Source organism: Gordonia sp. DT218 (assembly GCF_049847105.1).
Taxonomy (GTDB): domain Bacteria; phylum Actinomycetota; class Actinomycetes; order Mycobacteriales; family Mycobacteriaceae; genus Gordonia.
In genome coordinates, this window is the sequence record NZ_JBNCNS010000001.1 from 1,518,385 (window position 1) to 1,530,705 (window position 12,321).

The following is a 12,321-nucleotide window of genomic DNA, read 5'->3' on the forward strand; positions in this document are numbered from 1 at the left end:
CGAAGCAGAGTCGGCCCATAATGTGTCATGGACTTTCGAGTGATGGCGGCCGGAGACCGTGCGGTAACGACGACTGAGTGGCTCACGTCCCGCCATGCTTTCTCCTTCGGCGATCACTACGACCCATCCAACACCCATTTCGGTGTTCTGTTGGTGAATAACGATGAAATCGTCGCGCCGGGTGAAGGCTTCGTTACACACCCGCACCGCGAGTCTGAAATCGTCACGTGGGTCACGTCCGGTTCACTCGTGCACCAGGACTCGGAGGGCCACTCGGGAATCGTCTATCCCGGACTGGCACAACGGATGAGCGCCGGCACCGGGATCGAGCACTCGGAGCGCAACGACCGTTGGGGTCATCGCGCGGAGGCCGGGGTGGCGCCGGTGCACTACGTGCAGATGTGGGTGATGCCCGACGAGCTGGGACTCGCACCCTCCTATGACCAGCGCGACGTCGACGACGAGCTCACCCCGGGCCGTCTGGTCGCGATCGCGTCGGGCGACCCGGCCCGCGATTCGGCCATCCGCATCGCCAATCGGTCCGCCACCCTCTACGCCGCCCGTTTCGCGGCCGGGTCGTCGGTCGACCTGCCCGCCGCACGGCACACCCACGTCTACGTCACACGCGGCAGCCTCGACCTCGCGGGCACCCGCCTCGACGAAGGCGACTCGGTGCGCGCCGGTGACCTCGGAGGGGAGCCGCTGACCGCGCACACCGACGCCGAGGTGCTGGTCTGGTCGATGGATCGCGACCTCCGCGACCTGATGTCCTGACCCGCCGACGGCAACCGAATTCCCGCCGACGGCAACGGCATTTCCATCGAGAGCAACCTAGCCTGCCGACTGCGCCTCGTTGCGTCCGTGCAGATTTTTGGCCGTCGGCGATTTCGGCACCGACTCCGGGTCCGGGTACGTCCGCAACAGGCGATCCGCCGTACCCGAGGTCGTCACGGTGAACCAGTAGTGCTCGTTGCGGTAGTGATGGAACCGGTGATTGCGCCAGGTGGCGCGGTACAGACGCGATCGCGGCCGGTAGTCCGTGTGGATCAGATAGTGCGTCCATTCGTAGACGATGCCGAGTGCCCCGAGCACGACGAGGAAGGTCAGTCCCCGCTCGACGCCGCGGAACCCGACGAACGCGACCGCGAGCGCCGCGATCAGCACCGGGATCAGAGCCCGCCAGGGAATGAAGATCAGCGGGATGTCGCGCGGATCATTGTGGTGCTCACGGTGTTTGCGCGCGAGCAGGGTGTCGAGCGTCACCGGGCCGATCCGTCTGGGACGCCAGTGCAGGATGAAGACGTGGATCAGCCACTCGGCGATCGGGAACACCGCGAGCATCACGAACGGCACCAGAAGGTCCGTGAGCCCCCACCCGCCGACCCACAGCCGGGCGAGCACCGCGCCGACGAGTAATGCGGCGATCATCCACGGCGACGGATGTCTCACGAATTCACCGAAGGCCGACCGCAATGTGACGTTCCGGCGACTCGCCCGTAACCGTTTCTCGTCGGCATCGACACGGCGACGCGCCCGCACCCCGACGGCCGCGGCCTTCTCGACGGAATCCGACATCTGCGGTTTCCCCGTGCTTCTCGGTGGATTCATGGCTGCGTGTCCGAGGTGCTCGACGACTCGGCGAGTGCTTCGCACAGTTCGAGGAGCGCCGCGGTCGCCGGCGCGAGCAATACACGGGCCGCCACGTCGGCGTCCGACGACCGGCGCCCGGCGATCGCGTCGACCACGGCTCGGTAGCCCTCGACGTTGCCGACCTCGGGTTCGAGTACCGCGGCGAGTGCGGGCAGCGCCGGCTCGTAGGCGGCACGCAGCGAGTTGTACATCAAGCGGAAGGTGATCGAGTCCGCCGCGTCGATGACCCGGCTCCAGAACTCCAGCGCGACCACCTGCTGGGTCACCGGGTCGGACTCGCCCGCCAGGTCCTCGACGCAGGCACGCAGGGCTTCGACTGCGCCGTCGCCGGCCCGTCGCGCGGCGAGTTCGGCCACCTTCGGCCCGATCAGGGCCCGCGCCTCGACGATCGACCGCACCACCTCGGGGACCAGCTGCCCGTTCCGCACCAGCAGCCGCGGCAGCAGATCGAGTCCGCCGGCGACGACCGGATCGAGCACCCGGGTGCCCTGCCCCTGCCTGATCGACACGAGTCCCGCACCCGCGACCCGGCGCAGCGCCTCCCGGACCGCGGGCCTCGACACCCCGAGCACCCGGGCGAGTTCACGTTCACTGGGCAGCGTGTCGCCGGCGGGCAGGTCTCCCGACAGCACGCCCTCGACGATCTGTTCGTAGACATCCTCGGGCACGCTGCGCGGTGCGATCGGCTCGAACGGCATGCGCCTCACGCTAGAGTCGTCGAGCCAAGTGGTCAAGTGGTCAGACCAGTTGCTCGTTCGCGCTCAGCGCAGTTGTTCGAGCAGCCGGAGCCACACCTCGCTGACCGTCGGATAGGACGGCACCGCATGCCACAACCGGTCGATGGTCACCTCGCCGACCACCGCCACGGTCGCCGAATGGACGAGCTCGGCAGTGTCCGCGCCCACGAACGTGGCACCGACCAGGACGTCGCGCGACCGGTCGATGACGAGTTTTGCGTGGCCGGCGTAGTCGGGCGAGACGAGGTAGGAGCCGGCGACTGCGATGTCCGCCTCCGCGATCACCACGTCGATGCCGTCGTGGCGGGCCTGCGCCTCGGTCCGACCGACCGACGCCATCTCGGGCCGGGTGAACACCACCTGCGGGATGGCGTCGCGGTCGGCCGAGGCGGTGAACCGCGAGCCATCCAGTGGCCGCCCGTCGGCCCGCGCGGCGATCACGTCGCCGGCCACCCGGCCCTGGTATTTGCCCATGTGTGTCAACGCGACCCGCCCGTTGACGTCGCCGACCGCGTAGAGCCACAGGTGGCCGGGAACGGTCATGTGATGGTCGACGCGCAGCGGGCCCGAATCTGGCAGGTCCAATACCTCGAGACCCAGATCGCTTGTCGCCGGGGCCCTTCCGGCGGCCACCAGTAGCTCGTCGACCTCGAGCACCGAACTGCCCCCGCCTTGGTCGACCGTCACCCGCGCCGGACCGCCGTGAATGTGCCCGTAACCGGTGTCCGCGACGTCGGGCCGCTCGACGGCCGAGATCTGCGCGCCGAACCGGATGTCGACACCGCGCCGGATGAGTCCCGTCGCGACCTGCTCGCCGACGAACTGTTCCGCCTTGGGCAGCACGCGGTCGCCGCGGATCACCATCGTCAGTTCCCGGACCCCGAGGTCGAGCAGCCAGGTGGCCGCCTCACACGCGACCACCCCACCGCCGAGCACCACCATCCGTTCCGGGACGTCGACCATGTTGGTCGCATCCCGCGACGTCCACGGCCGGGCCTCCCGCAGACCCGGTATCGGCGGCACCGACGCCGTGCTCCCGGTCGCCACGACGACCGCCTCCCGCGCGACGATGCGCCGGTTACCTTTCCCGTCGCTTCGCTCGCCCCGGCCACCTACCTCGACCTCCCGCTCGCCGACGATCCGACCGTGCCCGCGGATCACGTCGATACCCGCGCCGGACGCCCAGTCGACCTGCGAGCTGTCGTCGCGCTGATGAGTGATGGTGTCGCGCCAGCCCAGAACGGCACCCACGTCGGGAGTGCGCTGGGTCAACCGCTCCCGCGCACCCGGCAACCCGGACGTTGCGGCCAGTGCGGCGCCCGGACCCAGCAGCCCCTTGCTCGGCATACACGCCCAATACGAACATTCGCCGCCGACGAGCTCGTGCTCGACGATCGCCGCCGTTCGGGAGCTGCCCTTGATCGCATACTCGGCGGCATTCTCGCCCACCGGTCCGCCGCCGATCACGACGACGTCATATGTGCTCACGTCCGTTGTTCCGGTCATGACACCCACGGTAGAGCGATTGCGCCACGAGCAGAGCCGGCTGACGAATCGCGGATGCAATGCCAGGATGGACGGGTGACCGCTTCACAGACAGACACCACGCCCGTTTCCGGTATCGATCTCAGCTGGGTCGACGCCGACGTCCGCGTGCAGGACGACCTGTTCACCCATGTCAACGGCCAGTGGCTGCAGAGCCACGTGATCCCCGACGACCGCTCGGTGGACGGCGCCTTCCACGTCCTGCGCGATCGCGCCGAGGAGAACGTGCGCGACATCATCACCGCTTGCGCCGATTCCGACCCCGAGAGCGGCACCGACGCCCAGAAGATCGGTGACCTCTACGCGTCGTTCATGGACACCGATCACATCGACGCTCTCGGGATCGGTCCGATCCGCGGCGAGCTCGAGAAGATCGCCGCGATCAGTTCGACCGACGAGTTGAGCACCCGCATCGGCCGTCTCCAGCGGCATGGCGTCGGCGGACTCTTCGGCTTCTACGTCGACACCGACGCCAAGCAATCCGACCGCTACCTCGTACACGTCGTCCAGTCCGGTCTCGGGCTGCCCGACGAGTCGTATTATCGCGAGGACAAGCACGCCGACACCCGGGACGCCTATGTGGCGCACGTCGGCCGGATGTTCGCGCTCGCCGGTTTCGGCGATGCCGACGCCCGGGCACAGACCATTCTCGACCTCGAGTCCGCCGTGGCCGCCCAACATTGGGACGTGGTCCGGCGCCGCGACGCCGACCTCACCTACAACCTGATGACCCTGGCCGACTTCACCGCCGCGGCAGGCGCATTCGATGTCGACTCGTGGCTCGGCGGGCTCGGCACGACCGGCGACGCGACGTTCGGCGAGGTCGTCGTCGGGCAGCCGTCGTTCATCACCGGCGTCGCGGAGTTGATCGCGTCGCGTCCGCTCGAGGAGTGGAAGACCTGGTTGGCGTGGCGGCTGCTGCGGTCCGCCGCGGGCTACCTGTCGTCGGAGTTCGTCGACGAGAACTTCGACTTCTACGGTCGCACCCTCACCGGCGCCGAGTCGATCCGCGACCGGTGGAAGCGCGGAGTCGGCTTCGTCGAGGATGCGATGGGGTTCGCCGTCGGAAAGCTGTACGTCGACGAGCACTTCGGCCCCGAGGCCAAGTCTCGGATGGACGAGCTGATCGACAACCTGGTGGCGGCCTACCGCCGCAACATCTCCGATCTGGAGTGGATGACGCCCGCGACGCGGGAGAAGGCGCTCGCCAAGCTGGGCAAGTTCACCCCCAAGATCGGCTTCCCCGCCCACTGGCGCGACTACGGCGCACTCGCCGTCGACCGCGGCGACCTGATCGGAAATGTCGCCCGCGCTTCGTCATTCGAGCAGGACCGCGAGTTCGCCAAGATCGGCGGGCCGGTGGATCACGACGAATGGTTCATGACGCCGCAGACCGTGAACGCGTACTACAACCCGGGGATGAACGAGATCGTGTTCCCGGCCGCGATCCTGCAGCCGCCGTTCTTCGACCCCGACGCCGACGACGCGGCCAACTACGGCGGGATCGGGGCGGTCATCGGCCACGAGATCGGCCACGGGTTCGACGACCAGGGCGCCAAGTACGACGGTGACGGCAATCTCGTCGACTGGTGGACCGACGACGACCGGTCCGAATTCTCTGCGCGCACACGCAAACTCATCGAGCAGTACAGCGAGTTCACGCCGGAGGGACTCGACGAGGAGTACAAGGTCAACGGCGAGTTCACCATCGGCGAGAACATCGGCGACCTCGGAGGTCTGTCGATCGCGCTGGTCGCCTATCGACTCGCGATGCAGGGCACCACTCCCCCGGAGATCGACGGACTGTCCGGGGTCCAGCGGGTGTTCTACAGCTGGGCCCAGATCTGGCGGACCAAGACCCGCGACGCCGAGGCGATCCGGCGTCTGTCCATCGACCCGCACTCCCCACCCGAGTTCCGGTGCAACGGTGTGATCCGCAACATCGATGCCTTCTACGACGCCTTCGACGTCTCGTCGGGGGACAAGCTCTACCTCGACGAGTCGGAGCGCGTGCGGATCTGGTGAACCCCGTTGAACGACAACTCGATCGGTGCGGGTGAGAGCGGTGCGGGTGAGAGCGGTGCGCTGAGGCAGCGGATCGGGCGGAGACAGGTCACCCTGGCGGTCGTCCGCCCGATCATCGCCGCAGCCCTCCTGCTGACGGGCTATTTCCTCCTGCCGATCGCGAAGGAGAGTTCGGCGAACTTCATCGGGCTGGCGGTCGGCGCGCTGCTGCTCATCGCCTTCTGCGCGTGGGAGATCCGGCATTTCGTACATTCGGAGTATCCGGTCGCCACCGCTGTCGAGATGCTCGTCGCGATCGCCGCGCTGTACATCGTGGCGTTCGCGACCACCTACTACCTGTTCTCCGAGTACGCCGACGGGAGCTTCAACACCCACCTGACCCGGATCGACGCGCTCTACTTCTGCCTCACCGTGTTCACCACGACCGGATTCGGGGACATCGCCGCGGACTCCCAGGCGGCCCGCGTCGCCGTGTCCATCCAGATGGCCAGCACGCTCATCCTGCTCGGATTGGGTCTGCGGTTCCTCAACGTGCTCGTGACCGCCCGCGTCCGGCGCTGACAGCCGTCTGGTCGCCCGGACGGGCACAGGCCTAGGCTGGGCACCGTGACGATGAACGACGGAATGATGCCCGATCTCTGGGCCTCCTGGACCGCGACGCCGATCGTCTGGGCGCTCATGGCCGTCGCATCCCTGGCCTACGTCGTCGGTGCGATCCGCGTGGGCCATTGGCCGGTTTCCCGTTCCGCCTCCTGGTTGCTGAGCATGGTGTTGCTCGTCGTCGCGCTCAATTCGGGCGTGGCGGTGTTCGCCCACCACCTGTTCTGGATGCACATGGTCGTGCACCTGCTGATGATCACCGTGATCCCGCTGTTCCTCGTGCTCGCACAACCCATCCGGTTGTCCGCGCTGGCGCTCGGCCCCCGCGGCGGCGAGACGGTGGAACGCGTCATGACCAGCACCGTGATCCGCTTCGTCACCGCGCCGATGTTCACGGTGCCGCTGTACGCGGCGGTGCTCGTGCTGACCCATCTGACCGGTTTCCAACAGCAGATGGCCGAGCACATGTGGATTCACGACAGCGAACTCGTGCTCTACCTGGTGAGCGGCTACCTCTTGCTGTTGCCGCTGATCGGCGACGAACTGACCGGCCATGACTACAGCTACGCCGCGCGGTTCGTGACATTGTTGGTGGCGATGGGCGCCGACACCTTCGTCGGGGTGATCCTGATGCTGACCAGCTACGAGATCGCCCCGGATTTCTCGGCCTCACGGACCGGCTGGGGCGCGGAGTCCATCCTCAATCCGTCGGCGATGACCGACCAGAGTGCCGCAGGCGCGATCATGTGGTGGGCCGGCGACGGACTCATGATGTGCCTGCTGGTGTTCCTCGCCTGGGAGTGGATCCGGGCCGAGGGCCTCGGCCGCGGACGACAGGACTCGGCGGCGCGGCATCTCGGCAAGGTCCGGCCGTCGTTCCTCGAGTCGGCGCGGCGCGATGCGCTGGGCACCGACTCCGCGGACCTCGACGACGACGATGCCGTGCTGGCGGCGTACAACGCCCGGCTGGCCGCCATGCACGGACAACGGCCCGCCGGGACCGAGAGCGGCCGGCGCGCGGGGCAGGACCCGCACGCCGAACCGCACCACGATCAGTAGTCGTCGTCGCCGTAGACGATCATCCCGCGGATGTTGTTACCCGCCAGCATGTCGTCGTAGGCCTCGTTGATCTGGTCCAGACGGTAGGTCTGGGTGACCAGGTCACTCAGGTTGAGCTTTCCGGCCCGGTACTCGTGGAGCAGCGTCGGGACCTGGGTGCGCGGGCTCGCGCCGCCGAAGATCGCACCCTGCACCCGCTTCTGCAGCAGGGTCAGCTCGAAGAGGTTCATCTGGGCATCGCTGTCCGCGAAGTTGCCCATACCGGTCACGATCACCTGCCCACCCTTGCCGGTGAGGCTCAGCGCCGGCTGGATCATCGAGCCGTTGATCTCGCCGACGGTCAGGATGACGCTGTTGGCCATCTTTCCCCAGGAGATCTCACCGATCACCGGGAGCGCCTCCTCCATCGACGAGAACGTATGGGTGGCCCCCAGCTTCTCGGCCATCTGCAGCTTGAACGGCACCGGGTCCACCGCGGCCACGATCCGCGCACCGGCAGACGCGGCACCCTGGATCGCATTGATGCCGACACCGCCGATCCCGACCACCACGACCACGTCACCGGCGTGCGTCCCGCCGATCTCGACCGCCGAACCCCAACCGGTCGCCACGCCGCAGCCGAGCAGCGCAGCCTCCTTCAAGGGGATGTCGTCCTCGATCTTGACCAGGGATGCCTCGTTCACGGTGATGTAGGGCGCGAAGGTGCCGAGCAGGCACATCTGGGTCAGACCCGCACCGTCGGTGGTGTGCGCACGGTGCGTGTCGTCGGAGATCGCAAGCCCGCTGAGCAGGCGTGCGCCTTCGTCGCAGAAGTTCTGATCGCCACGCGAACACGGCTCACACACGCCACAGGCCGGGATGAAGGCGGTGATCACGTGGTCGCCCTCCTTGAGCCTCGTCACGCCCGGTCCGACCTTCGTGATCACACCAGCACCCTCGTGCCCGCCGAGGACCGGCATCGGGGCCGGACTGTCACCGGTGCGCAGGTGGTGATCGGAGTGGCACAGGCCGGAGCTGACAAGTTTGACCTGCACTTCACCGGCCACCGGATCGTCCAGCTCGAACTCTTCGATCTGCCACTTCTCGCCGGGGTTCCGGAGGATTGCCCCCTTGGTTTTCATCTCGTATGCACCTTTCTCTCGGACAGCGATATGAGACCTTGTCCACATCGTTGTCGCGTCTGTACCGACGTGCATGCGAAATGGTTGGTCACGTTGCAGCGGTGAGGTTTTGAGCAGACCGATCGCACGTTCGGGGCCTTTCCGCGCGACGCGATGCTTCACCTGGCTCCTCCCGCGCACTCCGGACATTTCCGGCACCGGGGTCATGGTGTGCACCACCTGACGTGACAGGATGACGCCATGGCGACTAGGCCCCGGCTTCGCTGGCTGATCCCCGCGCTCCTGTTGCTCCTCTGGATCGTCATCGGTGGTGTCACCGGCCCCTACGCGGGCAAGCTGGCGTCCGTCTCGAGCAACGACAACACCACGTTCCTGCCGGCATCGGCAGAGTCGACCGAGGTGAACGACCATCTCGGCGATTTCTCGGACACCGACACCCTGCCGGCCATCGTGATCGCCGAACGCACCTCCGGCATCACACCGCAGGATCTGGAGTTCCTCGCCACCGCGACCCGACCACTGCAGGGCGCCGAGGGATTCGGCGCCGCGTTCTCGCCGCCGATCCCGTCGGCCGATCGCCAGGCCGCCCAGATGTTCGTCCCGGTCGCGACCGACGGCGAACCCGCGGACGCCGTCGAACAGTTGCGAGACGCCCTGGGCGGGGCACCGTCCGGGCTCGTCGTGAAGGTGACCGGCCCGGCCGGTCAGGCCGCCGATCTCAGCGACGCGTTCAGCGGCATCGACGGAATCCTGCTGCTGGTGGCCGGGTCCGTCGTGATCGCCATCCTGTTCGTCGTCTACCGCAGTCCGATCCTGCCGTTCGTGGTCATCGTGTCCGCGGTCTTCGCCCTCGGCCTGGCCTCCGGCCTGGTCTACCTGCTCGCCAAGTCGAACGTGCTCGAGCTCAACGGGCAGAGTCAGGGCATCCTGTTCATCCTCGTGTTCGGCGCCGCGACCGACTACGCACTGCTCCTGGTGTCCCGATTCCGGGAGGAACTCACCCGCACCGATGACAAGTACGCCGCGCTGCGCGGCGCCTGGCGGGCCACCATCGAGCCCGTGGCCGCGTCCGCGGGCACCGTCATCCTGGGTGTGCTCTGCCTGCTCTTCTCCGACCTCAACTCGAACCGCAGCCTGGGTCCGGTGGCCGCACTGGGCATCGCGGCGTCGTTCCTCGCATCGATGACCTTCCTGCCCGCGGCGCTCGCCCTCCTCGGGCGCGCCGCCTTCTGGCCGTTGCGGCCGGCGCACACGGATGACTCCGAACCCGGCAGCGCCCATCGTCTCTGGGCGCGGATCGCCGACCGCGTCGCCGCACGGCCCCGCACGATCTGGATCGTCACGCTCGTGGTCCTCCTCGTCGGCGCCGCATTCGCCCCCACGTTCAAGGCCGACGGCATCGCGCAGACCGACTTCTTCATCGGTTCAGTGGAGTCCGTCGAGGGTGCCGACATCCAGGCCCGACATTTCGACGCCGGGAGCGGCTCGCCGACCTGGGTGATCGCCGACGAGGCCACCGCAGACCAGACCCTCGCCGCGGTCCGCGACGTGGACGGCGTCGCGACGGCGGAGCTGGTCGAACGGTCCGGCTCTCCCCTGGTCGTCGACGGTCGCGTCGCGGTACAGGCGACGCTGACCGACAATGCCGAGTCCTTGGCCGCGCAGGACACGGTCACCCGCATCCGCGACCGCGTCCACTCCATCGACGGCGCGAATGCGCTGGTGGGCGGTAGCACCGCCACCGATCTCGACACTCGGACCACAGCCATCCACGACCGGAACCTGATCATCCCCATCGTGCTGCTGGTGGTCCTGGTGATCTTGATGTTGCTGTTGCGGAGCATCGTCGCGCCGGTGCTGCTGCTCGCGACGACGGTGCTCTCGTTCGCCACCACCCTCGGCGTCGCGGCACTCCTGTTCAACGGACCGTTCGGCTTCGCAGGCGCCGACCCGGTGGTCCCCCTCTTCGCCTTCGTCTTCCTCGTCGCCCTCGGCATCGACTACAACATCTTCCTGATGACGCGGGTACGAGAGGAGACTCGCTCGCACGGCACCCGCTCCGGCATGATCCGAGGACTCACCGCGACCGGCGGTGTCATCACGTCCGCGGGCGTGGTCCTGGCCGCCACGTTTGCCGCACTTGCCGTGATCCCGCTGCTGTTCCTCGTGCAGATCGCCTTCCTCGTCGCCTTCGGCGTTCTCGTCGACACCCTGATCGTCCGGTCGCTGCTCGTGCCCGCCCTGACCCTCGACATCGGCAAACGCGTGTGGTGGCCAAGTCGACTGTCCCGCTGATCATTTCAGATACCAAAGCAGCCGATTCCGATCCGCCTGCACGATCGACACCAAATCGCGATCCTGAGAGTTCGGTGAAATAAACACGTTTGGGCGCCGCGCGGGCTAGCGTCGGTTCATCTCTCCCAAATGATCGTTAGCGGGTGATCACCATGACTCTGGCCGAACACAAGTCGCGCGGGCGCGAAGACTTCGCGTCGCTCCGCAGCGGCGGGCTCAACTGGGACTCGTTTCCGTTGCGGCTCTTCATCAAAGGCAATGCCCGGTTCTGGGACCCGGCCGCCATCGACTTCCGCCGTGACAGCCAGGACTGGACCGAGATCACCGACGAACAGCGACGCAGCACCACCTACCTCGTGAGTCAGTTCATCGCCGGCGAGGAAGCGGTCACCCAGGACATCCAGCCCTTCATGAACGCGATGGCGGCGGAGGGCCGGTTCGGCGACGAGATGTATCTGTCGCAATTCTGCTTCGAGGAGGCCAAGCACACCCAGGTCTTCCGGATGTGGATGGACGCCGTCGGGCTGACCGGCGACCTCCAGTCGTTCGTCGCCGACAATCCGTTTTACCGGCAGCTGTTCTACGAGGAGCTCCCGTCGTCGCTGCAACTCCTCGACAGCGACCCGTCGCCGCGCAATCAGGTCCGGGCGAGTGTCACCTACAACCACGTGATCGAGGGCAGCCTCGCCCTCACGGGCTATCACGCCTGGCAGACGGTGTGCACGCGGCACGACATCTTCCCCGGTATGCAGAAACTCATCCGGTTCATCGGCAACGACGAGCGTCGGCACATGGCGTGGGGCACCTTCACCTGCCGACGCCACGTGGCCGCCGACGACTCGCTCTGGGATGTGGTGACCGCGCGGATGGAGGAGTTGATGCCCCTGGCCCTCGGGATGATCAACTGGGTCAACGAACAGTTCGAGGTACAGCCGTTCGGCCTCGACAACAGCGAGTTCGTCGCCTACGCCGCCGATCGTGGACAGCGCCGACTGAGCGCCATCGAGTCGGCCCGTGGCCGGCCGGTGGCCGAGATCGATCTCGACTACTCGCCGGAGACCCTGGAGGAACAGTTCGGCGAAGAGGACCTCAACTCCCTCGGCCGGTGAGCTGCCCGTCCCTGTCTTTCCCTCCCGCTGGTTGCGTACCCGGCGCCCCTACCACTGCCGGTTGAGTAGCCGGCGAGCCCAACGAGCCGCCCTCCCGCCGGTTTCAGTGTGAAGGTTGATGTGCCACTTCGGTGGTGGTTGGGTTCTGATCACCAGTTGTCTGGCTCTCCCGCCGGGTGC

The 12,321-nt window shown here is 67.3% G+C and carries 10 protein-coding genes; 6 read left to right on the plus strand and 4 right to left on the minus strand.

Features of this window, described 5'->3' with window-relative positions; translation table 11 throughout:
* Nucleotides 1-27: 27 nt before the first annotated feature.
* Nucleotides 28-774 carry a pirin family protein gene (locus tag ACPXCG_RS07000; RefSeq protein ID WP_425790383.1) on the plus strand — a complete coding sequence of 249 codons (747 nt, stop codon included), beginning with the start codon at nt 28-30 and terminating at the stop codon, nt 772-774.
* Between the two features lie 57 nt (nt 775-831).
* Here ACPXCG_RS07000 and ACPXCG_RS07005 read toward each other — a convergent pair whose 3' ends face one another.
* From ACPXCG_RS07005 to ACPXCG_RS07015, 3 genes are all read right to left on the minus strand, one after another.
* A complete protein-coding gene (locus ACPXCG_RS07005; protein WP_425790385.1) occupies nt 832-1,575 on the minus strand; it encodes a sterol desaturase family protein in 744 nt (247 codons plus the stop codon).
* 29 nt (nt 1,576-1,604) lie between these two features.
* Nucleotides 1,605-2,348: a FadR/GntR family transcriptional regulator gene (locus ACPXCG_RS07010; RefSeq protein ID WP_425790386.1), complete on the minus strand. Its 744-nt coding sequence runs from the start codon at nt 2,346-2,348 to the stop codon at nt 1,605-1,607.
* A 63-nt stretch (nt 2,349-2,411) separates the two neighbouring features.
* Nucleotides 2,412-3,893 carry a dihydrolipoyl dehydrogenase family protein gene (locus ACPXCG_RS07015; RefSeq protein WP_425790388.1) on the minus strand — a complete coding sequence of 494 codons (1,482 nt, stop codon included), beginning with the start codon at nt 3,891-3,893 and terminating at the stop codon, nt 2,412-2,414.
* A gap of 54 nt (nt 3,894-3,947) precedes the next feature.
* On the opposite strand from ACPXCG_RS07015, the gene ACPXCG_RS07020 reads away from it, so the two are divergent.
* The 3 genes from ACPXCG_RS07020 to ACPXCG_RS07030 are packed head-to-tail and all read left to right on the plus strand — an operon-like array spanning nt 3,948 to nt 7,616.
* Nucleotides 3,948-5,957, plus strand: coding sequence for a M13 family metallopeptidase (locus ACPXCG_RS07020; protein WP_425790390.1), 2,010 nt, complete (start codon nt 3,948-3,950; stop codon nt 5,955-5,957).
* A gap of 60 nt (nt 5,958-6,017) precedes the next feature.
* Entirely contained in the window at nt 6,018-6,518 is a 501-nt protein-coding gene (locus ACPXCG_RS07025) for a potassium channel family protein (protein ID WP_425790523.1), read from the plus strand.
* 51 nt (nt 6,519-6,569) lie between these two features.
* Nucleotides 6,570-7,616: a cytochrome c oxidase assembly protein gene (locus ACPXCG_RS07030; protein WP_425790525.1), complete on the plus strand. Its 1,047-nt coding sequence runs from the start codon at nt 6,570-6,572 to the stop codon at nt 7,614-7,616.
* Here ACPXCG_RS07030 and ACPXCG_RS07035 read toward each other — a convergent pair.
* Complete coding sequence (locus tag ACPXCG_RS07035; RefSeq protein WP_425790392.1) at nt 7,610-8,737, minus strand: NDMA-dependent alcohol dehydrogenase; 1,128 nt, start codon at nt 8,735-8,737, stop codon at nt 7,610-7,612. The genes ACPXCG_RS07030 and ACPXCG_RS07035 overlap by 7 nt on opposite strands.
* Before the next feature lie 240 nt (nt 8,738-8,977).
* Between ACPXCG_RS07035 and ACPXCG_RS07040 the strand changes: the two genes are divergently transcribed.
* Together ACPXCG_RS07040 and ACPXCG_RS07045 are read left to right on the plus strand one after the other, a co-directional pair.
* Nucleotides 8,978-11,032 (plus strand): MMPL family transporter, encoded by a 2,055-nt coding sequence (locus ACPXCG_RS07040; RefSeq protein ID WP_425790394.1) that lies wholly within the window; start codon nt 8,978-8,980, stop codon nt 11,030-11,032.
* Nucleotides 11,033-11,184: 152 nt separating this feature from the next.
* A complete protein-coding gene (locus ACPXCG_RS07045) occupies nt 11,185-12,141 on the plus strand; it encodes a R2-like ligand-binding oxidase (protein WP_425790527.1) in 957 nt (318 codons plus the stop codon).
* The last annotated feature ends 180 nt before the right edge of the window (nt 12,142-12,321 follow it).

Excerpts from the sequence above, each read along its gene's own strand:
- ACPXCG_RS07015 (WP_425790388.1), bottom strand. The coding sequence starts at position 3,893 with ATGACCGGAACAACGGACGTGAGCACATATGACGTCGTCGTGATCGGC.
- ACPXCG_RS07005 (WP_425790385.1), bottom strand. The coding sequence starts at position 1,575 with ATGTCGGATTCCGTCGAGAAGGCCGCGGCCGTCGGGGTGCGGGCGCGT.
- ACPXCG_RS07030 (WP_425790525.1), top strand. The coding sequence starts at position 6,570 with ATGAACGACGGAATGATGCCCGATCTCTGGGCCTCCTGGACCGCGACG.
- ACPXCG_RS07010 (WP_425790386.1), bottom strand. The coding sequence starts at position 2,348 with ATGCCGTTCGAGCCGATCGCACCGCGCAGCGTGCCCGAGGATGTCTAC.
- ACPXCG_RS07040 (WP_425790394.1), top strand. The coding sequence starts at position 8,978 with ATGGCGACTAGGCCCCGGCTTCGCTGGCTGATCCCCGCGCTCCTGTTG.
- ACPXCG_RS07020 (WP_425790390.1), top strand. The coding sequence starts at position 3,948 with ATGCAATGCCAGGATGGACGGGTGACCGCTTCACAGACAGACACCACG.
- ACPXCG_RS07000 (WP_425790383.1), top strand. The coding sequence starts at position 28 with ATGGACTTTCGAGTGATGGCGGCCGGAGACCGTGCGGTAACGACGACT.
- ACPXCG_RS07035 (WP_425790392.1), bottom strand. The coding sequence starts at position 8,737 with ATGAAAACCAAGGGGGCAATCCTCCGGAACCCCGGCGAGAAGTGGCAG.
- ACPXCG_RS07045 (WP_425790527.1), top strand. The coding sequence starts at position 11,185 with ATGACTCTGGCCGAACACAAGTCGCGCGGGCGCGAAGACTTCGCGTCG.